This is a genomic window from Rhizobium laguerreae (assembly GCF_002008165.1).
GTDB lineage: Bacteria > Pseudomonadota > Alphaproteobacteria > Rhizobiales > Rhizobiaceae > Rhizobium > Rhizobium laguerreae.
The window spans coordinates 378,728-397,716 of the sequence record NZ_MRDM01000032.1 but is presented as its reverse complement, the minus strand read 5'-3'; the positions used below and the strand labels follow the sequence as shown (position 1 = coordinate 397,716).

Here is an 18,989-nt window from a genome sequence, read left to right as displayed (position 1 = left end):
TAACTCGGGCGATGCGTCATTTTTGCCGAAATGAAAACCGCAAGCGAATTTTCGTCTCCGGGTGGTGAACACTGAGTCCTTGAGGGCAGGGCTGTGTTCGCCCAGGCGCGCTGATAGAAATCGCGTCGGGCACGAAATTCAACCCGATGTTTCAAGGAAGATAGAAGATGGCGAAGGTTCTCGTCCTTTATTATTCGGCTTACGGCCATATCGAAACCATGGCCTATGCGGTCGCCGAAGGCGCGAAGTCGGCCGGCGCCGAGGTCACCGTCAAGCGCGTTCCGGAACTGGTTCCGGAAGACGTCGCCAAGGCTTCCTATTACAAGGTCGACCAGGCGGCTCCGATCGCCACCGTCGACGAACTGGCGGACTATGACGCGATCATTGTCGGCGCCGGCACCCGCTTCGGCACGGTCGCCTCGCAGATGCGCAATTTCTGGGATCAGACGGGTGGCCTCTGGTTCGCCGGCAAACTCGTCGGCAAGCTCGGTTCGGTCTTCACCTCTTCGGCCACCCAGCATGGCGGCCAGGAATCAACCATCCTCGGCTTCATCCCGACCTTCCTGCACCAGGGCATGGTCGTTGCCGGCCTGCCTTATGCCTTCCAGGGCCAGATGGGCACCGAGGAAGTCAAGGGCGGCTCGCCTTACGGCGCTTCCACCATCACCAACGGCGACGGCTCGCGCCAGCCTTCCGAGATCGAGCTGGAAGGCGCGAAATACCAGGGCGCCCACGTCGCCAAGCTGGCTGCCAAGCTCGCCTGATCTTTGACGCTGAAATCATGAAGGCGCGGCGGGTATGGGGCTCGCCGCGCCTTTTCTTGCCGCCCGACTGGCCGGGCGACTGGCTGCTCTCTTCGGCTCGCCGAGTCGAAGCTCACAGATCGAAGGCTGGTGCGGACGGCGGGGGTCGAACCCGCATAGCCTAAGCCGAGGGATTTTCTTACCGCTACGGCTTTCGCCGCCGCCTTTCGGCGTTTGTGGTCTGGACTATACCTTCACCCTAGCGTTTGCCTTAGGTGCTGCCCGTCTAGTCTCTACACCTTCCCCTGGCGGGGCTTGGCTCGGGATTGCCATCTGACAGGTTTCCCCGACTTTGAGCAGTTCTACAGCCAGCGTTTCCGCCGGTGCACTCAATTTTGTTTAAGTCCCTTGTGTCTACCGATTCCACCACGTCCGCGTGGTTCCCTCTGCTAACAAAGAGAGACGGTATTCTCAACTGCTATCCACCGGTTGTTGAAGGTATTTGCAGCATGATCAGGGAAATAAGGCCATCCAACGATCTCGGCACAGCCCATCACGCAAATTGCCGTAGATCCCGAGAGTTGTTCGTCACCATCGCTTTTGATGCGGATGGCATCGCAATTTTTCTGGTATAAAATATGATTTTATCATACTTTATAAGAAGCCAAGGAAATTGGATGACGATGCGAAACGCGGAAAAGGTGACCATTACCCTCACGGCCGATATGCTGCGGAGCGTTCGCGATACGGTCGAGGCCGGTGAATTTGCGACCACGAGTGAGGCGATGCGGGATGCGGTGCGGGTGTGGCAACGCCTGCGGCTCGAGGATGCCGAACGCCTCAACGCGATGCGAGCTCGTATTCGCCGTTCCCTTGATGATCCGCGCCCGAGTTTGACAGCAGAAGAGGCGGAAGTGGAAATGGACCGCTTCATGAAAGGTCAGGAAAAAGCGTCCCGCAATGCGGCGCGCTAAGGTCATCTATCGGCCTGAGGCACTGAGCGACCTTTGCCAAATTTATATCGACGTTGCCGATATGAGTCGAAGCCACGTCATTGCCAATGGCTTCGTGAAGCGCCTCATGGCGAGGTGCCACAAAATCGGCGATGCACCGAACGGCGGTCGTCCTCGGGATGATCTGGCGCCCGGCTTGCGAACGGTACCGTTTGAGCATTCCGCCGTGATCGCCTATCACGTCACCGACGCGGTTGAGATCGTCAATGTGTTCTACGGCGGCAGAGACTATGAGGCCCTGTTTCGGGCGCGCGATGACGAGGATGAATCCTAACGGGCTTTGGAACGGTCTCGGCTCGAGCCATTCTTCCAGCGCCTTGGCGTCGGTATCCGAGAAGTCGAAGGGGTTGCCCCTGCTCGATGCGGTAGTGGCGGTGGCTTTAAAATTTCGGCCTTGGCTGTACCGGTTCGCCTCCGTCGCCCGCACCACTTTCATAATCCTGTTCGAATATGCCCGTATTGAATCTGCTTGTATATTGTGCATAAAAGCAAGTTATCGCTTGACAAAGGAATTTCCGGCGTAACGATTGCGCCGCGACAGTTGAGTAAGGGTTGTCTTGTGGGAGTAAGACGATGGTTTACGATTGGAGTGGGACTAAGGTTCGGCGCATCCGCATCTTCAAGACCAGTGTCGCACTTGTTCTGGGGACTGCGATAGCCGCGATACCGCTGTTCTTCTGGGCAATGCATTTGCGCGGTTTCTAGAGCGTCCTTAGCGCGTCTAAGAAGACGCGCTAAGGACGCTCTATTACTTTCGATCCCTGGGCAGATCCCGAATTCGATTTTCGGGATTATGTACGGTTCCTGATAGTGATCATCGCTCCGTGAGCGGAAGCGTGTCTGGCGCTTTGGTCTCGCGCCACCTGTTGATCAGCCAGCCAGCCAGCAGCCCGAGGGCTGCGCCGGCGGCCTTGATGCCGGCATCGTGCAGGCGTGGATGGCGTGTTGGTGTGAGATACTGCAGATATTCGATGGCGACTGCACCGGCAATCAGCAGCACCGCCACCATCTTCCACTGTTTGGGATAGGCGAGAGCGAAGGCGAGGCCAACGAGAACATAGGCGCCCCCGCGGTCGGTGTCGACCGTCGTGACCGTTTCCGGCCTCAGCCCGATTGGCGAAATCGTGACGAAGAGGATGAGGGCGAGCAGCAGCCAGGCGAGCGGCCTTGCAAATTTGAAGATCATCATGGCTTGATATTAGTGGCCTGCATTTTCATTGACAGTAAAAATCAGTTTATCTGCCGTCAATTTTACGATTGGCTTAAGAAAGACTTTCCCGGTCGGGAACCGGAAATGGCCGAAACGGGCTTTCTTTTGCCGGTCGGCCTATGCCATAGCGGCGATGGCTAATCATGAGAATGGACCACGCCCGTGACGAGACTTGATGTCGAAAGCGCCGAAGAGGCAATGCGCAGCCTGTTTCCGGCAACGCCGCTGCAGCTCAATGATCATCTGTCGGCGCGCTACGGGGCCGATATCTGGCTGAAGCGCGAGGATCTGTCGCCGGTGCGTTCCTACAAGATCCGCGGCGCCTTCAATTTCTTCCGCAAGGCGATCGGGCAGGGGGCCGCCGGCAAGACCTTCGTCTGCGCCTCGGCCGGCAACCACGCCCAGGGCTTTGCTTTCGTCTGCCGCCATTTCGGCGTTCCGGGCGTCGTCTTCATGCCGGTGACGACACCGCAGCAGAAGATCGACAAAACCCGCATGTTCGGCGCCGAATTCATCACCATCCGGCTGTTCGGCGACTTCTTCGACCAGTGCTACCAGGCCGCCCGCGAACATGTGGAGGCGGTCGGTGGCGTCATGGTGCCGCCCTTCGACCACGCCGACATCATCGAGGGCCAGGCAACCGTCGCCGCCGAAATCATGCAGCAGTTGCCGGAAGGAACCGTGCCCGACATGGTCGTCCTGCCGGTTGGCGGCGGCGGACTGGCCGCCGGCATTACCGGTTATCTCGACGGCACCGTGCCGAAATCTGCTTTCGTCTTCACCGAGCCCGCCGGCGCGCCGAGCCTTAAGCGCAGCATCGAGGCGGGCAAGGTCACGACGCTTGCCAAGGTCGACAATTTCGTCGATGGCGCTGCCGTCGCCCGCATCGGCGACCTGAATTTTGCGGCTCTTCGCGATTTCCCGGCAAGCCAAGTGCAACTGATGCCGGAGAACGCCATCTGCGTCACCATTCAGGAGATGCTGAATGTCGAGGGCGTCGTGCTGGAGCCGGCCGGTGCCTTGTCGCTGACGGCGATCGCCGCGATGGACGGCCAGGCGATCCGCGGCAAGACCATCGTCGCCGTCGTCTCCGGCGGCAATTTCGATTTCGAGCGTCTGCCTGACGTAAAGGAAAGAGCCATGCGTTACGCAGGGCTGAAGAAATACTTCATCCTGCGGCTCGCCCAGCGCCCGGGCGCGCTTCGGGATTTCCTCAATCTGCTCGGCCCCGACGACGATATCGCCCGTTTCGAATATCTGAAGAAATCGGCGCGTAACTTCGGCTCGATCCTGATTGGCATCGAAACCAAGGCGCCGGAGAACTTCGCCCGGCTGATCGGAAATTTCGAAGCAGCCGGCATGGGTTACGAGGATATCACCGAAAACGAGATCCTCGCCAATCTGATCATTTGACTTGGCGACAGCGATATCGCCGTGCTAAAGGCGGAGCATGGCTTCGTTCATTTCAAATATCTTTTCGATGTTCTCTGGCGGCGGCAAACCGGCTGCGGAGGCGGCAGGCCCTTCCGGCGAGCCGCAGCTTTACGGCGATTGCACGATCTATGCCGAGCCGCGCAAGGAAGGCGGTCAGTATCGTCTTGCCGGCCGGATCGAAAAGAAGATTGGCGACGAGGTGCTGGTGCGCAATTTCATCCGCGCCGATCTGTTTTCCTCCTCCGATGACGCGATCGAATGCACCGTGCGCAAAGCGCAGCAGATTATCGATCAGCATGGTTCGTCGCTCTTTGGCGACGGCGAGAAGCTTCGTCAGGTCTGAATCGGGATCGGGGCATAGGTCCTTGATACCGGCTGCAACTATTCCTGTGTGTGACCCGTGTGCCCTCCGGTGCGAGCCTTCTCACTCACGCAATCTTAAAGGATTGCGGTGAAAGGTATCGCCTGCAGGATTTGCAGGACACCCCCGTGTTTGACTGTTTCGGACGATTGACCAAAGGATTCGCTGTCGCGATCGCCGCGCCAGCAGGAGGCCGAACGTCCGGAGCCGAGGTCTCATAATGGAGACACTCAACCTCGCTCTCTTCGTCGTCGAAGCCATCGCCTATTTCGTGCTGATGGTGACGCTTCTGCATTTCCGTCACCGGCTTGGTCTCGGGGTTTTCCTGACGGCGCTCGGCGTCATGCATTTCATGGAGACCTATCTGGCGGCGGTCTTCTATGTCTCGCTGCCGTTCGGGGATGTGTCGCCGGGCTCATCCGTCTTCTTCTCCGGCAAGCTGATGATGATCCTGATGCTTTACCTGCAGGAGGATGCCGCGACGGTGCGCCAGCCGATCTACGGCCTGTTTCTCGGCAACCTGCTCACCGTCGGCATCGCCTGGGTGCTGCAGCTGCACCAGCCGCTGCAGATGTCGACGAACCACACGCCCGACGTCGATTTCCTCAAGGAGATGGGCTGGCTGATGGTCTGGGGCACGGCGCTGCTCTATGTCGATTCGCTCGGCATCATCCTGCTTTACGAAAAACTCGGCGATTTCTTCCGCCGCCGCGTCGTCCTGCGTTTCCTGATTTCGGGCTTCGTGCTGCTGACCTTCGACCAGATCGGCTTCTTCGCCGCGCTGCATTATTTTCTGGATGTGCCGATCGCCGCATTCTGGGGCGGGTGGAAGGCGAAAATGCTTGCCGTCTGCCTCTACGCGGCGATGTTCGCATTCTATGAATATCGAATTCGCCGCGGCGGAGCAGCCGGGTCCGCACGTTCGATCAGCGACGTGTTCGGCGACCTGACGTTCCGCGAGCGCTACAACGATCTTCTGGAACGCACCGGCCGCGATATGCTCACCGGCGTCTATGATCGGACGCGCATGGAGGTTGAAGCGCCGCTGATGCTGCGCGAGGCGCTGAAGCAGGGGCTATACGCCACCGTTCTCATTCTCGACGCCGATCACTTCAAGGATGTCAACGACGGCTACGGCCATCTCCAGGGCGACGAGGTGCTGAAGGCGATCGCCGCCCGATTGGGCACGACGTTGCGTTCGAGCGACCGCGTCTTCCGCTTCGGCGGCGAGGAATTCGTTGCCGTCTGCCCGGGCACCGACCACGAGGAAGGTTTGCTGCTTGCCGAGCGCCTGCGCTGGACGATCGCAACCAGCGTCAAGACGCCGGATGACAGGCCGGTCACGGTCAGTATCGGCGTTGCGACCGCCGACGAGGACGGCGTTGATTTCACCGCCGTGCTGACGGCTGCCGACGGCAGGCTCTACGCAGCCAAGAAGAGCGGCCGCAACTGCGTCGTCGGCCGCTCTGTTGTCAAGCTCAGCTGAAACTCATTCAGGCAGCGCGGAAGATCTTGGCGCCGGATGGCGCGCTCGTCATGCCGCCGTCGACGGCGATCTCGATCCCGGTGACATTGGCCGCATCATCCGAGGCCAGATAGAGCGCCGCCTTGGCGATTTCGTCGGCTTCGCTCATGCGGCCGAGCGGGCTCATGCCGCCGATGCGCGCTTCGAGCGCCGACATCGCGTCTTCCGTCTGGGCCATCGGCGACCAGATCGGCGTCTTGGTGCCGCCGGGCGTTACCTGATTGACGCGGATGCCGCGCGGCGCGAGCTCGGATGCCATATTGCGCGTCATCGCCCGGACCGCCGCCTTGGTCGCCGCATAGGCCGCCCAGGTCATTGGCGAGCAAGGCAGCGGGAGCGGACGAAGGAGAAAGGCGGCGCAAGGCGATCATGGCCTTCGCGATGATGGCCGGCGGCGTCGGCCTTGCCAGGATTTCCTCCGACGAGGAACTCTCGGCCGAAATCCTGGCGACGGTGCGGGATTTTGTCGCCGATATCGACAAATGAAATGCGGCCGGCGAAGGGCCGGCCGTTGCGTGAAGCGTTAGGAGCCGATCAGGCGGCCAGCGCGATTTCCTGGACGCGCGACTTGGCGGCGTCGATCGCCTTTTCGGCAGCTTCCGGACCAAAGGCCAGGCCTTCGACATAGATCGTCTCGATATCGCTGATGCCGAGGAAGCCGAGAACCGACTTCAGATACGGCACGGCATGGTTCAGGGGAGCGGCCGGGCCCTGCGAGTAGACGCCGCCCGAGGCGAGCACGACATAAACCTTCTTGCCGGTTGCCAGGCCGACCGGGCCGCTTTCCGTGTACTTGAAGGTCAGGCCGGCGCGGGCGACGTTGTCGATCCATGTCTTCAGCGACGAATAGATGTTGAAATTGATGAGGCCGGTGCTGATGACGATCGTGTCGGCTGCGAGCAGCTCGTTGACAAGCTCGTCGGAGGTTTTGACGGCTGCCGTTTCCTCAGCGGTGCGGGCTTCGGCCGGCTTGCGGATCGCGCCGGTGAAGAGGTCATCGATATGCGGCAGCGGGTTGGCGGCCAGGTCGCGGCGAACGACGACGCTGCCCGGATTCTGGCTCTTCAGCTTTTCAGCGAGATCGACGGCGATCGGCGTCGAGAGTGATTCGGCGCGCGGGCTGGACGTCAGAAGAAGGATGGACGACATGGTGCATTTCCTTTCGAATGGGATTTGACGGCCCTTTGGGAGGTGAGCCGCAGTCTCGATGAGGAAAATAGGTCTGGCCTGCTATCGAAAAAACGGTGATAATGTCGATCGAAACCATCGATGGAATGGATAGAAGATGCTGCCAAACCCCACTCTGGACCAATTGCAGGTGTTTCTGACCGTTGCCGAGACCGGCAGCTTCTCGGCCGCTTCGCGGGCGCTGAACCGTGCACAGTCGGTCGTGAGCTATACGATCGCCAATCTAGAGGCGCAGCTCGAAGTACCCCTTTTCGAGCGTTCCGGCGCGCGTCAGCCGAAGCTGACGGAGGCGGGCAAGGCGATGCTTGAGGATGCGCGACGCATTCTGGGCGACCTGCAAGTCATGCGGGCGCGCGTCAAGAGCCTGAGGGAAGGGCTCGAAGCGGAGGTTTCCGTCGCCATCAGCGTCATGGTGCCTTCGCGAGCCCTGGTGGACGTCCTCCGCGAATTCCGCGAGATGTTTCCATCCGTTTCTTTAAGCCTCAATGTCGGCGAGCTCGGAATGGTCATGGATCTCGTCCTCAGCGGCAAGGCGACGATCGGGATTGGCGGCGCGGTCGTCAAGCAGGACGATTCGATTGTCACGGAGCGTATCGGTCATTCCTTCATGTTGCCGGTTGCCGCGCATAACCACCCGCTTGCCGGAATCGGCCGGCCGCTGACGCTCGGCGACGTGCGCGAGGAAGTGCAACTCGTCGTCACCGATGCGTCGGGACGGACGAAGGGGCGCGATTTCAACGTTCTCTCCTACAAGACATGGCGCGTCAGCGATATTGCGACGAAGCACCAGCTCATCACGGCCGGCCTTGGCTGGGGCGGCCTTCCGGCTTCCGTGATTCATGACGATCTGACGAGCGGCAGGCTCGTTCATCTCGATCTGGATGCCTACGAACAGGGGGAGTATCCCATATATTCGGTGCGCCAACTCGCCAACCCGCCCGGACCTGCCGCCACCTGGATGATCGAAGCGTTCCGCACGCGGCTTTCCGCCTGCCCGAGCCAAGCCGATTTCCATGCTCAGATAGCGGAACTCCAGGAAGCTGGTACGGCGCTCGCGGCCGAATGACGAAGGCGCGGGTGCCGCGCCTTCGCTGATATTGTCTTCCGCTTAAAGAACCAGCCTGAATTTTGAGAAACCGTCGGCCCCTTCGCCGGCATCCTCGATCTTGACGCTCTTGACCTCGGCGAGGAACTGTTTCGCCTTCGGGCCGCTTTCGAAGGTCACGGTCGTACCGGGGAGCGGCTTGAAGGTCCAGTTTGCGTCGGCAGACGGATTGATCGTGCCTTGATCATGGACATAGCGGACGATGACGTCGCGGTTGGTATCCGGCGCCTGGAAGATCACCTTGTCCGCGGTTATCTCAGGGAAATTGCCGCCGCCGCCGGCGCGGTAGTTATTCGAGACGACGACGAACTTCTGGGCCGGGTCGATCGGCTTGCCGTTGAAGGCGAGGTTCTGGATGCGGTTGGCGTCCGGATTGATCGGCTTGCCGGACGAATCATACTTCGGCGGCTGCGACAGGTCGATCTGGTAGGTCACCCCGTCGATGACGTCGAAATTGTAGGACGGAAAATCATTGTTGAGCAGCGCCGCATCCTTCGAGCCGGCCCCGATGTGGTTGAACATGCCGGCCGACATTTCGAGCCAGTTCTTCACCTGGGCGCCGGTAATGGCAACGGCCCGCACTGTGTTCGGGTAAAGATAGAGGTCGGCGACGTTCTTGATGGCGATATCGCCGGCCGGAACATCGGTATAGTAGTCGGCGCCGCCGCGACCGCCGGCCTTGAAGGGGGCCGCCGCCGAAAGCACCGACAGATCCTTGAACTCGGTGTCGGCGAGCATCTGCTTGATGTACCAGGTCTGGGCTTGGCTGACGACCTGTACCGAGGGATCGTCGGCAACCAGCGCGAAGTAGGAGTAGAGCGGTGCGGAGGTTTTGCCGACCGGGGTGCGGACATAGGCAAGCGTCGCCTCATGCTCGGCCTTGGCGGCGTCGACCACTTCCTTCTTGTCGGCGTAGTCGGCAACCACCTTCTTCTTGTCGTCGCGATGGAAGATCGGCCGTGCTTCCGAGGTGAAATCGACGATCTTCCAGCTATTGCCGTCCTTTTCGAGCAGCAGGTCGATAAGGCCGAGATGTGAGCCCCAGAAGCCGGCCATCACGGCGGGCTTGCCGTGCAGCGTGCCCTTGACGGGGTCGGCATTGGCCACACCGTCCCAGCTCTTCGGGCCGGGGAAGACGAGGTGCTGGTGGCCGGTGAAGATCGCGTCGATCCCGTCGACGGCGGCGAGATGCAGCGAGGCGTTCTCCATCTTTTCGGACGGTGCGCTGCCGTCGATGCCGGAATGCGAGAGCGCAATGACGATATCGGCGCCGGCTTCCTTCATGGCGGGAACCCAGGCCTTGGCGGCCTCGACGATGTCGCGCGTCTGTGCCTTGCCTTCGAGGTTCTTGATGTCCCAGAGCATGATCTGCGGCGGTACGAAGCCGATGAAGCCGATCTTGACGGGGCTCTCATTGCCGGCGCCATCCTTGATCTGCTTTTCGACGATGATGTAGGGCTTGAAGAAGAGATCGTCCTGCTTCGGGTCCGAGGCGAGCTGGCCCTTGGTCAGGTTGGCGCAGACGAAGGGGAAGTTCGCGCCTGCTAGGACCTTGAACATGAAGTCGAGGCCGTAGTTGAACTCGTGATTGCCGAGCGTGCCGACCGTATAGCCGAGCGTGTTCATCGCCTTGATCACCGGATGGACGTCGCCGTCCTTCATGCCGTGCTGATAGGCCATGTAATCGCCCATCGGATTGCCCTGCAGCACGTCGCCATTGTCGATCAGCAGCGAGTTGACGGCCTCTGCGCGGATCGCGTCGATAATCGTCCCGGTGCGCGACAGGCCCATCGTGTCATTCGGCTTGTCGGCATAATAGTCATAGGGGAAGACGTTGACGTGAATGTCGGTCGTTTCCATCAGCCTGAGATGGGCCTGGTTGGCGCTGGCGCGCGCGCTGAAAGGGTGCAGCAGCACCAGGGCGGAAGTGGCGGCGAGGCCGCCGAGCAGGGAACGGCGGCTCATCGCGCCAACATCGAAAATGGAAGACATGGAAATTCTCCTAATAGCGATCATGCATCGTCCGGCCCGTCAGAATTAGGACGATTTGCCGAGGAGTACACCGTGAAAATGACAGAACGGCAAAACAATCCAGCGGGAAAGCGGCATGGTCGTGAAATGCAATTTATGGTACAGTGGTAATAGCTGGAACCATTGGGGAGATGGCATTATGAACAAGGTCGTTATCGCTTTGGTCGGAGGTTTCGGAGGCATCGCACCCAGTCTGGTCGACAAGGCGCAGGCGCTCTACAGCGGCGATGTGGAGAAATGGCTGACGACGACGGCAAACCCTTGGATCTCGGTTGCCTGCGCGCTTGCAGCCATCGTCGTCTTCTTCATTATCGGCGGCGCTATCGCCCTGATCTATCGCGAACAGCAGTTGCAGAAGGCGCTTCTTCTTGGCATCGGCGCACCGGCTCTCATCATGGCCGCTGCACAGGGGAGTGCAGCCAACCCGAGGCCGATCGAGGTCAGCTCGGCCGCCAGCCTGTTCGGCATCGTCGGCGTCGCCCATGCTCAGGACGGCACTCGCTCCCTGCCGCCGCGGGTCGAGTTGAAGGTCAATCCCGGCTGGACGCAGGGCGAATGCCAGACCTGCGATATCAAGTTCCTCGGCGGAGACGGCCAGATCATATCAAGCGAGCCGCTCTCCAGCAGCCAGGCGCCCGGCGCGGTCAACGTGCCGCTCGGCACGGAAACTATCCTGCTGTCCGGCGCCAACGCCAATACCGCCACCGTCGACGTCAGGGACCTCGGCAGGCTGCCGCAGACGCAAGGTTCGGTCACCCTCGACGTCAACGTCAACCGCAGCTACTGGAACGATCTCAGCCGCTCCTTCGGCGCAAAAGCGGTGCAGCCTTACGACTTCAGCGTCGACGTTGCCAAATGAGGCATCCGGTTAGCGCCTGATATGGCCAGCGGGCGGGTCGCCAGCACGGGCCGCACTTCCTTATGGAAAAAGCGGAAATAGGAGGAGATTTGCGCCCGCGCGTTCGAATTCACGTCGAACTGGATGCCGACGCGGCCATTGTGCTTCCAGCGGATGATGCCTTCAAGCAGCCCGAGGTTTTCGGCCTCGATGCGTACCTTGCTGCCGGAAGCGGCATGGAGCGGCCCCTTCATCTCCAGGGCGGCACCGGTCAGCGATAGGTCGAGGAAGCGGGCATCGACCTGGCTGTTCAGGTATTTGACATGGCCGAACACGCGGCAGTTTTTCCGATCAGTCTTCCGGGCCGTGATTTTCAAGTTGCGGGTCATACTGTCTCCTTTGGTATAGCGAGGGAGCATAGCGCCGGAAAATTGAAATGGTTTTAGGGGCTTGGCTAAAATTGCAGTGAAACATCAATTGGCGGCAGTGGCCCTGCTTCCGACCACATGCTCGCGCCAGACCGTGAAAATGCCGGCGGCAACCACAATGATCGAACCGATGATCGTGTTGAGACTGAGCGTTTCGTCATAGACCGCCATGCCGATGACCGAGGCGTAGACAAGTGACAGATAGGTCAGCGGCTGGACGGCGGCGGCATCGAGAACATCATAGGCGCGGATCAGGAAATAATGGCTGGAAATGCTGGTGACGCAGACGAGCGCCATCCAGCCCCAGTCACCCGGCGACATCCAGCTCCAGTAGAACGGTCCGATGAGCGTCATGGTGACGCCGCCGACGACGCCGGTATAGAAGAAGCTGGTCATCGACGAATCGTCGCGGCTGACCAGACGAGTGGCGATAACGTAGAAGGCGAAGTTGAAGCAGGAAATGACGGCGAGAAGCAGTTTCACGTCGAAAAATTCGCCTTCCGGCTTCAGGATCAGCAGCACCCCGAAAAGTCCGGCGCCGATCGCCGCCCACCGCCGCCAGCCGACCCGCTCGCCGAGGATCGGCATCGCCAGCAGCGCGATCAGGATCGGCGTCGCGGAAAAGATCGCCTGTGAACGGGCAAGACCGATCATCGCAAAACAGGTGATGGCCAGTACCACCTGGACCGCAAGCAGCACGCCGCGGGTCACCTGCAGGAGAGGGCGTTTGGTGCGGGCCGTCGCCTTGATGCCGCCGCGCATCTTCGAGGCGAGGATAATCGTGAAAAGCGCAAAGGCCCAGTAGCGGATCATCGTCACGAAGATTGGCGGATAAGCCGTCGCCAGATGTTTCGAGATGGCATCCTGCAGGGAGAATATGGTGATCGCCAGCAGCGCGAAAATATAGCCTTGGGTCTTCGATGTCATGATTTGCCATTACGCAGAAGTCTAAGGTGTTACAGCGTCCTCTGCGCGTCTGAAAAGACGTGCGGCGCTGTAGTGGGGAAACGCCTGCGCGCATCGCAAGTCTGGGCAGGCTTTCGGCAAAGATGCAAGGCCTCAAAGGCCGACATTCGGCTTGTCGATGATTTCTCTGAGCGCGAAGCTCGAATTGATCTTGACGACGTGGGGCAGGGCCGACAGCCAGTCGCGGTGGATGCGCTCATAGTCCTCGAGGTCGCGGGCGGCGACGCGCAAGATATAGTCGTATTCGCCCGACATCAGGTAGCAGACGAGCACGTTCGGGCAGAGCTTCACCGCTGCCTCGAATTCCGCCAGCGTCTTGGCGAACTGGCCGGAGAGTGAGATATGCACGATGGCGATCATCTTGTAGTCGAGCGCCTTGTGTGAAAGCCGCGCATGGTAGCCGCCGATGACGCCGCTTCTTTCCAAGATGTCGAGCCGGCGCGAACAGGCCGAAGGCGACAATCCGATCCTTTCGGCAAGCTCGGCATTGGTGATGCGGGCGTTTGCCTGCAATGCCCGGAGAATCGCAAGATCGATGGTGTCGAGATCGGCCATTCGAAGAACCTTCGAAGAAAGATAGGAGAAGCGCAATAATCGCCGAAAAATTGCGTCTTCGCAAATCGTCTTTGCAAGGACATTTCACCGCCTTGATGGTTGGATTCCTCATCTGAAAAAATCCGCGGCCGCGGAGATAAAATGAGAGGAACGCGCATGCGTGTCGGTTGCCCGAAGGAAATCAAGAATCATGAATATCGCGTCGGCCTGACGCCGGCTTCGGTGCGCGAATATGTAGCCCACGGCCACGAGGTTTGGGTGGAGACCAAGGCGGGCGTCGGCATCGGCGCTGATGATGCCGCCTATGCCGCGGCTGGCGCCAAGATCGCCGCCTCCGCCAAAGATATCTTCGAAAAGTGCGACATGATCGCCAAGGTGAAGGAGCCGCAGCCCGCCGAATGGGCGCAGCTCCGTGACGGCCAGCTTCTCTACACCTATCTGCACTTGGCGCCGGATCCCGAACAGACCAAAGGCCTCATCGCCTCCGGCGTCACCGCGATCGCCTATGAGACGGTGACCGACGAACGCGGTGGCCTGCCGTTGCTGGCGCCGATGTCGGAGGTCGCCGGACGCCTGTCGATCCAGGCAGGAGCGACCGCCCTGCAGAAGGCCAATGGCGGCCTCGGCGTCCTGCTCGGCGGCGTGCCCGGCGTGCTGCCGGCCAAGGTCGCGGTTATCGGCGGCGGCGTCGTCGGCCTGCATGCTGCCAGGATGGCTGCCGGCCTTGGCGCCGATGTCAGCATCCTCGACAAGTCGCTGCCGCGGCTGCGCCAGCTCGACGATATCTTCGCAGGCCGCATCCACACGCGTTATTCCAGCATCCAGGCGCTGGAGGAGGAAGTCTTCTCGGCCGATCTCATTATCGGCGCCGTACTGATCCCCGGCGCTGCCGCTCCGAAACTCGTCACCCGCGAGATGCTGTCCGGCATGAAGAAGGGCTCCGTCATCGTTGACGTCGCCATCGACCAGGGCGGCTGCTTCGAGACCTCGCATGCGACGACCCATTCCGATCCGACCTATGAAGTCGACGGCGTCGTGCATTATTGCGTTGCCAACATGCCGGGCGCCGTGCCGGTCACCTCGGCGCACGCGCTGAACAATGCCACATTGGTTCATGGCCTGGCGCTTGCCGATCGCGGCCTGCGCGCCATCGCCGAAGACAGGCATCTGAGGAACGGCCTCAACGTCCACAAAGGCCGCATCACCAGCAAACCGGTCGCCGACGCGCTGGGCTACGAAGCCTTTGCGCCGGAAAGCGTGCTGAACGTAGCGTAAGCTATACTCTAGGTTAGGCGCCGGTCTCCACCAGGGCCGGCGCCTTTACCTTGTCGATTCGGCATTGGAAGCAGTTGTTGCGCGCGGAGCGCACATGCACATAGGCGATATCAGATCGTCCCAGCAGTTCTTCGCCATAGGCTGGAATATCGCCGATAGCAGTCACCGCGCCGGTGCCGTAGACGATGCGGTCATTTTCGTTATAGCCGCGGACGATGAAGTCACGGCTCGTCGTCAGCACCGGCGGCATGATCTCTTCGGCGGCATAGCGTGCACAAGGTTGCTTGTGCAGGAAGACCGGGCCGGTTTCGGCATAGGGCTGCAGCTCGGGGAAGGGCCGGTAGGCGAAGACCAGCAACGCCTCGCCCGCATCGATATTTTCGAGGCAATGGCGGCAGGGATGACCGGGACCATCGGAAACGATCGTCTCGGGCAGCCTGTCATAGGCGTCGCGGCCGCCGTTCCAGAGGTATTCGGCGTCGGTCGTCGGCATGGCGACAAAACGAATGGCGGTCATGGCAAATCTCCTTTGTGATTGCCATGATTTGCACCTGGACGAACGCGCAAGCCACCCGTTTCTTGCCTGCATCTGGATATGAGATCGCCGAAAAGCGAAAAGCGGCGTATCTTCTGTCCGTACTCTGTAAGGCGAAAGGAAAAACCCTTGGCCGACGTTGATCTCGCGCTGCTGGCGCAACAGAATGTGGAAATACTGGAAGAGCTGAGAGCCCTGCGGCGGGAAGTGGCGGAACTGAAGGAGCAATCGGGGCGCACGCTCGATTTCGAGCGCCGCAACGATCCGCGCCGCCCGAACAGCCTGACGCAGCGTTAATCAGCTCTGCTTACGTCAGGAAGGCATCCGTCAGCTTTTCCGCGCAATCTCCAGAAGCTCCTTGTCGCTGAGCGGCCGGACGATGCCGGTGCCGGTCGAAACGGGGGAGAAGCCGTACATCTGGTAGAGCTGCAGCGCACGCGGATGGTCGAGATTGTTGGTGGTGGTGGTGACTCGTTTGGGATTGAGCGACCAGATAGCATAGAGCGCCTGCAGCAGGAACCATTTGCCGATGCCGAGACCGAGTGCATGTTCGATCAGGCCGAAATGGCTGAGCTCGATCATATCCTCGTCTTCGCAGAAATATTCGTAGAAGCCGGCCGGCGCACCGTTCACGTAGAGAACGCTGATATTGTTGCGCTTGTCGTTCAGCGTTTCGGCAAGCTGCTCGTCGCTCATGCGCAACCGGTCCACCCATTGCCAGCGCGCGCCCACCTGCCGGTAGAGATAGCGGTAGAAGGGCAATGGGATCTCGGGAGCGCGCATGATCGCCGTCTGGATATTGACGGGCACCGGCATGCTCGCCTTCGGCGGCGCCGTCATTTCGAGCCGGGTGATGTGAGCTTTCAGCGAAGCGGGTGCCTTTCCCATGGCGATCAGACTTTGGCCTGCGTCGGCGGACCGGTGACGATGGGCGTATCGTCACGGCTGCCCCATTCGCTCCACGACCCGTCATAAAGCTTATTGTCGTTGTGGCCGAGCGATTCCAGCGCCAGCGTGATGATCGCGGCGGTGATTCCCGAGCCGCAGGAGGTGACGACAGGCTTTGAAAGATCGATACCGGCATCCTCGATCGTCTGCCTGAGTTCCGGCAGCGACTTGAAACGGCCCTGGCTGGCGAAGACGCCGGAGGGCAGGTTGCGGGCGCCAGGCATATGGCCGGAGCGCATGCCGGCACGCGGCTCGGGTTCGACGGCGGCGAAGCGGCCGGCGCTGCGGGCATCGGCGATCTGCATCGCGCCACTGGAGACGATATCGCGCATCGTATCGAACGTCACCACGCGGCTTTCGTCGAAGTCAGGCGTGAAGGTCGCCGGCGCAGGATTGGGCGCTTCGGCTTCAAGCGGACGGCCTTCTGCCTTCCAGCCGTCGAGACCGCCATCGAGCACGAAGACATTTTTCGCGCCCATCACCCGGAACAGCCACCAGACGCGCGGCGAGGCGAACAGGCCGATTCCGTCATAGACGACGATCCGATCATTCTTGCTGATGCCGAGCCGGCCGACTTCGGCGGCGAAATAATCGGGCGAGGGGATCGTGTGCGGCAGCGACGTTGAATGGTCGGCGATCTTGTCTTGGTCGAAGCGGATAGCGCCGGGAATATGGCCGGCTGCATATTCGGCATCGGCATCGCGCTTCTGCGCGGGCAGATAGAAGGAAGCGTCCAGCACGCGCAGGTCAGCTTTGCCGAGCTCGGACTGCAGCCAGTCGGCCGAAACGACGAAACGGCTCTTGGTCTCACTCATTATGGTCTCCCTTGATGGTCAGGCTTCGTCGCCGGGCGTGCCGAAGCGGATGCGGAAGCGCCGGTTCTCTTTGCCCTTCTTCTCGATTTTGGCGATATGGATCCGGCCGACTTCCTGAGTCTCGGAGACATGTGTGCCGCCGCAGGGTTGGCTGTCAATCGAGGAGTTCTTGCCGATGCAGACGAGGCTGACGCGCCCGAGCCCCATCGGCGGGCGCACGTTCTTCGATTTGACGATATCGGGGTTGGCCACAAGCTCTTCGTCGGTGATCCATTGCAGAGTGACCGGATGGTTCTGCTCGACCAGTTCCATCAGCTTGGCCGTCACCTCGTCCTTGTCGATCGTCTCGATCATGTCGAAGTCGACGCGGCTTTCCTCCTCGCCGACCGCAGCCCCGGTGATCGGATAGGAGCAGACGACGGAAAGCAGGTGGCAGGCCGTGTGCATGCGCATCAGCCTGTAGCGGCGCGGCCAGTCGACATGCAGCACCAGCGTCTCTCCGACCACAGGCCGTGGCTCACTTTCGAGTGGCACATGGATGATGACATCCTTGCTTGGACCATGCTTCGTCTGGCCGAGCGCGATCTTGGTGCCGTCGGCGCGTTCGAGCAGCCCGGTGTCACCAGGCTGGCCACCTGATGTCGCATAGAAGCAGGTCTGGTCCAGTTCGATGCCCCCGTCTTCGTGAACGGCGGTGACGATCGCCTCGCATGTCGAGAGATAGAAGTCGTCACGATAGAGGGCATTGACGGGCATGGGGTCTCACACGGGCTCGTAGGGAACGTGGATATCGGGCGACTTGGCCATCCAGCCCGGAACGGGCAGTCCCTTCGACGTCAGGAAATCCGGGTTGAAGAGTTTTGACTGATAGCGGTTGCCGTAATCGCAGAGGATCGTCACCACCGTGTGACCAGGTCCGAGATCCCGGGCGAGGTTGACCGCGCCGGCAATGTTGATCGCCGTCGATCCGCCGAGGCAGAGGCCCTCGGTCTCGACGAGGTCGAAGAGATAAGGAAGCGCTTCGGCATCGGGGATCCGATAGGCATAGTCAGGCGTGAAGCCCTCGAGATTAGCGGTGATACGGCCCTGGCCAATGCCCTCGGTGATCGAGGATCCCTCGGATTTCAGCGCGCCGTTCTGGTAGAATTCATAGAGTGCGGCGCCATCGGGATCGGCGATGCCGATCTTGACGTCTGCGTTGAAGGCCTTGAGGCCGGCAGCCACGCCTGCCAGCGTACCGCCGGAGCCGACCGAGCAGATGAAGCCGTCGACCTTGCCGTCGGTGTCTTGCCATATTTCTTTTGCCGTCGTTTCGACATGCGCCTGGCGGTTGGCGACGTTGTCGAACTGGTTTGCCCAGATCGCCCCGTTCGGCTCGGTCTTCGCCAGCTGTTCTGCCAGCCGCCCGGACACCTTCACGTAGTTGTTCGGGTTCTTGTAGGGAACGGCGGGCACTTCGACGAGTTCGGCGCCGAGCAGCTTCAGCGCGTCTTTCTTTTCCTGGCTCTGCGTTTCCGGGATGACGATGACGGTGCGATAACCGAGCGCCTTGGCGACCAGCGTCAGCCCGATGCCGGTATTGCCGGCCGTACCCTCGACGATGACGCCGCCCGGACGAAGCAACCCCTTCCGCTCTGCGTAGCGGATGATGTAGAGCGCGGCGCGATCCTTAACCGACTGGCCGGGGTTGAGGAACTCCGCCTTGCCGAGAATGGTGCAGCCGGTCATCTCTGAGGCGCCCTTGAGTTTGATCAGGGGCGTGTTGCCGATGGCGTCGAGGACGGAGGGGTGGAAGGTCATGGAATCTGCCTCTATTCGAACTCTTACTTTAGGAACGGTCTTTTCCCTTCACAAGGCTGAGTTGGCAAGAAATGCTATTCCACACCTCTGTCGGCCGCGATAAAATTTGGCTTTCCTCCTCCGAAATGACGCATGGCCCGCAATCCCGCCGTGTGAGGGGTGATCCGAAGATTGACTTTCCCCGTACGGATGACGACAAAGCGAAAACGGAGCGCGGCA

The 18,989-nt window shown here is 60.6% G+C and carries 21 protein-coding genes and 2 pseudogenes; 11 read left to right on the top strand and 12 right to left on the bottom strand.

What is annotated here, in order from left to right:
* Positions 1–167: 167 nt before the first annotated feature.
* The 3 genes from wrbA (at position 168) to BS630_RS35860 (ending at position 2,030) form a co-directional block, all read left to right on the top strand.
* On the top strand, positions 168–764 hold the full coding sequence (gene wrbA / locus BS630_RS35870) for an NAD(P)H:quinone oxidoreductase type IV (protein WP_003538774.1): 597 nt from the start codon (positions 168–170) through the stop codon (positions 762–764).
* Positions 765–1,426: 662 nt separating this feature from the next.
* Positions 1,427–1,717: a ribbon-helix-helix domain-containing protein gene (locus BS630_RS35865; protein ID WP_077981286.1), complete on the top strand. Its 291-nt coding sequence runs from the start codon at positions 1,427–1,429 to the stop codon at positions 1,715–1,717.
* On the top strand, positions 1,704–2,030 hold the full coding sequence (locus BS630_RS35860; RefSeq protein WP_077981229.1) for a type II toxin-antitoxin system RelE/ParE family toxin: 327 nt from the start codon (positions 1,704–1,706) through the stop codon (positions 2,028–2,030). Before BS630_RS35865 ends, BS630_RS35860 begins: the two co-directional genes overlap by 14 nt.
* 540 nt (positions 2,031–2,570) lie before the next feature.
* On the opposite strand, the gene BS630_RS35855 is transcribed toward BS630_RS35860, so the two are convergent.
* On the bottom strand, positions 2,571–2,945 hold the full coding sequence (locus BS630_RS35855; protein ID WP_077981228.1) for a VanZ family protein: 375 nt from the start codon (positions 2,943–2,945) through the stop codon (positions 2,571–2,573).
* Between the two features lie 183 nt (positions 2,946–3,128).
* Between BS630_RS35855 and ilvA the strand changes: the two genes are divergently transcribed.
* From ilvA to BS630_RS35840, 3 genes are all read left to right on the top strand, one after another.
* Positions 3,129–4,379 carry a threonine ammonia-lyase gene (ilvA, locus tag BS630_RS35850; protein ID WP_077981227.1) on the top strand — a complete coding sequence of 417 codons (1,251 nt, stop codon included), beginning with the start codon at positions 3,129–3,131 and terminating at the stop codon, positions 4,377–4,379.
* A gap of 37 nt (positions 4,380–4,416) precedes the next feature.
* Positions 4,417–4,743: an HlyU family transcriptional regulator gene (locus tag BS630_RS35845; protein WP_077981226.1), complete on the top strand. Its 327-nt coding sequence runs from the start codon at positions 4,417–4,419 to the stop codon at positions 4,741–4,743.
* A gap of 235 nt (positions 4,744–4,978) precedes the next feature.
* Positions 4,979–6,247 carry a GGDEF domain-containing protein gene (locus BS630_RS35840; RefSeq protein WP_077981225.1) on the top strand — a complete coding sequence of 423 codons (1,269 nt, stop codon included), beginning with the start codon at positions 4,979–4,981 and terminating at the stop codon, positions 6,245–6,247.
* A gap of 7 nt (positions 6,248–6,254) precedes the next feature.
* On the opposite strand, the pseudogene BS630_RS35835 reads toward BS630_RS35840, so the two are convergent.
* Positions 6,255–6,596: pseudogene (locus BS630_RS35835) on the bottom strand (SDR family oxidoreductase); the annotation flags it as partial.
* 2 nt (positions 6,597–6,598) lie between these two features.
* Here BS630_RS35835 and BS630_RS35830 point away from each other — a divergent pair.
* A pseudogene (locus BS630_RS35830) lies at positions 6,599–6,772 on the top strand (TetR/AcrR family transcriptional regulator); the annotation flags it as partial.
* 48 nt (positions 6,773–6,820) lie between these two features.
* Here the strand turns inward: BS630_RS35830 and BS630_RS35825 are convergent.
* On the bottom strand, positions 6,821–7,435 hold the full coding sequence (locus BS630_RS35825; RefSeq protein ID WP_077981224.1) for an FMN-dependent NADH-azoreductase: 615 nt from the start codon (positions 7,433–7,435) through the stop codon (positions 6,821–6,823).
* A gap of 136 nt (positions 7,436–7,571) precedes the next feature.
* Between BS630_RS35825 and BS630_RS35820 the strand changes: the two genes are divergently transcribed.
* On the top strand, positions 7,572–8,540 hold the full coding sequence (locus BS630_RS35820; RefSeq protein WP_077981223.1) for a LysR family transcriptional regulator: 969 nt from the start codon (positions 7,572–7,574) through the stop codon (positions 8,538–8,540).
* A 42-nt stretch (positions 8,541–8,582) separates the two neighbouring features.
* Here the strand turns inward: BS630_RS35820 and BS630_RS35815 are convergent, their stop codons facing one another.
* Complete coding sequence (locus BS630_RS35815) at positions 8,583–10,571, bottom strand: bifunctional 2',3'-cyclic-nucleotide 2'-phosphodiesterase/3'-nucleotidase (RefSeq protein WP_077981222.1); 1,989 nt, start codon at positions 10,569–10,571, stop codon at positions 8,583–8,585.
* A gap of 178 nt (positions 10,572–10,749) precedes the next feature.
* On the opposite strand from BS630_RS35815, the gene BS630_RS35810 reads away from it, so the two are divergent.
* Complete coding sequence (locus tag BS630_RS35810) at positions 10,750–11,469, top strand: hypothetical protein (RefSeq protein ID WP_077981221.1); 720 nt, start codon at positions 10,750–10,752, stop codon at positions 11,467–11,469.
* Here BS630_RS35810 and BS630_RS35805 read toward each other — a convergent pair.
* The 3 genes from BS630_RS35805 to BS630_RS35795 all read right to left on the bottom strand — a co-directional run bounded on the left by BS630_RS35805 (position 11,439) and on the right by BS630_RS35795 (position 13,397).
* Positions 11,439–11,837, bottom strand: coding sequence for a PilZ domain-containing protein (locus BS630_RS35805; RefSeq protein WP_025394218.1), 399 nt, complete (start codon positions 11,835–11,837; stop codon positions 11,439–11,441). The genes BS630_RS35810 and BS630_RS35805 overlap by 31 nt on opposite strands.
* A gap of 84 nt (positions 11,838–11,921) precedes the next feature.
* Entirely contained in the window at positions 11,922–12,803 is an 882-nt protein-coding gene (locus BS630_RS35800) for a DMT family transporter (protein ID WP_020049624.1), read from the bottom strand.
* Between the two features lie 132 nt (positions 12,804–12,935).
* Positions 12,936–13,397, bottom strand: coding sequence for an Lrp/AsnC family transcriptional regulator (locus BS630_RS35795; protein ID WP_003538804.1), 462 nt, complete (start codon positions 13,395–13,397; stop codon positions 12,936–12,938).
* Between the two features lie 156 nt (positions 13,398–13,553).
* On the opposite strand from BS630_RS35795, the gene ald reads away from it, so the two are divergent.
* Entirely contained in the window at positions 13,554–14,672 is a 1,119-nt protein-coding gene (gene ald / locus BS630_RS35790; RefSeq protein ID WP_077981220.1) for an alanine dehydrogenase, read from the top strand.
* A gap of 13 nt (positions 14,673–14,685) precedes the next feature.
* On the opposite strand, the gene BS630_RS35785 is transcribed toward ald, so the two are convergent.
* Complete coding sequence (locus BS630_RS35785; RefSeq protein WP_077981219.1) at positions 14,686–15,189, bottom strand: DUF1203 domain-containing protein; 504 nt, start codon at positions 15,187–15,189, stop codon at positions 14,686–14,688.
* A 78-nt stretch (positions 15,190–15,267) separates the two neighbouring features.
* Between BS630_RS35785 and BS630_RS37605 the strand changes: the two genes are divergently transcribed.
* Positions 15,268–15,504, top strand: coding sequence for a hypothetical protein (locus tag BS630_RS37605; RefSeq protein WP_077981218.1), 237 nt, complete (start codon positions 15,268–15,270; stop codon positions 15,502–15,504).
* A gap of 30 nt (positions 15,505–15,534) precedes the next feature.
* On the opposite strand, the gene BS630_RS35775 is transcribed toward BS630_RS37605, so the two are convergent.
* The 4 genes from BS630_RS35775 to BS630_RS35760 are packed head-to-tail and all read right to left on the bottom strand — an operon-like array spanning position 15,535 to position 18,770.
* On the bottom strand, positions 15,535–16,095 hold the full coding sequence (locus BS630_RS35775; RefSeq protein ID WP_012757173.1) for a GNAT family N-acetyltransferase: 561 nt from the start codon (positions 16,093–16,095) through the stop codon (positions 15,535–15,537).
* A 5-nt stretch (positions 16,096–16,100) separates the two neighbouring features.
* A complete protein-coding gene (gene sseA, locus BS630_RS35770; RefSeq protein ID WP_077981217.1) occupies positions 16,101–16,970 on the bottom strand; it encodes a 3-mercaptopyruvate sulfurtransferase in 870 nt (289 codons plus the stop codon).
* Positions 16,971–16,988: 18 nt separating this feature from the next.
* Positions 16,989–17,726, bottom strand: a complete 738-nt coding sequence (locus tag BS630_RS35765; RefSeq protein WP_077981216.1) for an alanyl-tRNA editing protein — start codon at positions 17,724–17,726, stop codon at positions 16,989–16,991.
* A gap of 6 nt (positions 17,727–17,732) precedes the next feature.
* The gene (locus BS630_RS35760; protein ID WP_077981215.1) at positions 17,733–18,770 is read right to left on the bottom strand and encodes a cysteine synthase A; all 1,038 of its coding nucleotides are present in this window, start codon (positions 18,768–18,770) and stop codon (positions 17,733–17,735) included.
* Positions 18,771–18,989 lie beyond the last annotated feature (219 nt).

What these genes read in the sequence shown, in the direction of transcription:
- BS630_RS35785 (WP_077981219.1), bottom strand. Translation starts at nt 15,189, where the DNA reads ATGACCGCCATTCGTTTTGTCGCCATGCCGACGACCGACGCCGAATAC.
- BS630_RS35810 (WP_077981221.1), top strand. Translation starts at nt 10,750, where the DNA reads ATGAACAAGGTCGTTATCGCTTTGGTCGGAGGTTTCGGAGGCATCGCA.
- BS630_RS35775 (WP_012757173.1), bottom strand. Translation starts at nt 16,095, where the DNA reads ATGGGAAAGGCACCCGCTTCGCTGAAAGCTCACATCACCCGGCTCGAA.
- BS630_RS35845 (WP_077981226.1), top strand. Translation starts at nt 4,417, where the DNA reads ATGGCTTCGTTCATTTCAAATATCTTTTCGATGTTCTCTGGCGGCGGC.
- BS630_RS35825 (WP_077981224.1), bottom strand. Translation starts at nt 7,435, where the DNA reads ATGTCGTCCATCCTTCTTCTGACGTCCAGCCCGCGCGCCGAATCACTC.
- BS630_RS35760 (WP_077981215.1), bottom strand. Translation starts at nt 18,770, where the DNA reads ATGACCTTCCACCCCTCCGTCCTCGACGCCATCGGCAACACGCCCCTG.
- BS630_RS35820 (WP_077981223.1), top strand. Translation starts at nt 7,572, where the DNA reads ATGCTGCCAAACCCCACTCTGGACCAATTGCAGGTGTTTCTGACCGTT.
- BS630_RS35805 (WP_025394218.1), bottom strand. Translation starts at nt 11,837, where the DNA reads ATGACCCGCAACTTGAAAATCACGGCCCGGAAGACTGATCGGAAAAAC.
- wrbA (WP_003538774.1), top strand. Translation starts at nt 168, where the DNA reads ATGGCGAAGGTTCTCGTCCTTTATTATTCGGCTTACGGCCATATCGAA.
- BS630_RS35865 (WP_077981286.1), top strand. Translation starts at nt 1,427, where the DNA reads ATGCGAAACGCGGAAAAGGTGACCATTACCCTCACGGCCGATATGCTG.
- BS630_RS35815 (WP_077981222.1), bottom strand. Translation starts at nt 10,571, where the DNA reads ATGTCTTCCATTTTCGATGTTGGCGCGATGAGCCGCCGTTCCCTGCTC.
- BS630_RS35765 (WP_077981216.1), bottom strand. Translation starts at nt 17,726, where the DNA reads ATGCCCGTCAATGCCCTCTATCGTGACGACTTCTATCTCTCGACATGC.
- BS630_RS37605 (WP_077981218.1), top strand. Translation starts at nt 15,268, where the DNA reads ATGAGATCGCCGAAAAGCGAAAAGCGGCGTATCTTCTGTCCGTACTCT.
- sseA (WP_077981217.1), bottom strand. Translation starts at nt 16,970, where the DNA reads ATGAGTGAGACCAAGAGCCGTTTCGTCGTTTCGGCCGACTGGCTGCAG.
- ald (WP_077981220.1), top strand. Translation starts at nt 13,554, where the DNA reads ATGCGTGTCGGTTGCCCGAAGGAAATCAAGAATCATGAATATCGCGTC.
- BS630_RS35800 (WP_020049624.1), bottom strand. Translation starts at nt 12,803, where the DNA reads ATGACATCGAAGACCCAAGGCTATATTTTCGCGCTGCTGGCGATCACC.
- BS630_RS35795 (WP_003538804.1), bottom strand. Translation starts at nt 13,397, where the DNA reads ATGGCCGATCTCGACACCATCGATCTTGCGATTCTCCGGGCATTGCAG.
- BS630_RS35855 (WP_077981228.1), bottom strand. Translation starts at nt 2,945, where the DNA reads ATGATGATCTTCAAATTTGCAAGGCCGCTCGCCTGGCTGCTGCTCGCC.
- BS630_RS35860 (WP_077981229.1), top strand. Translation starts at nt 1,704, where the DNA reads ATGCGGCGCGCTAAGGTCATCTATCGGCCTGAGGCACTGAGCGACCTT.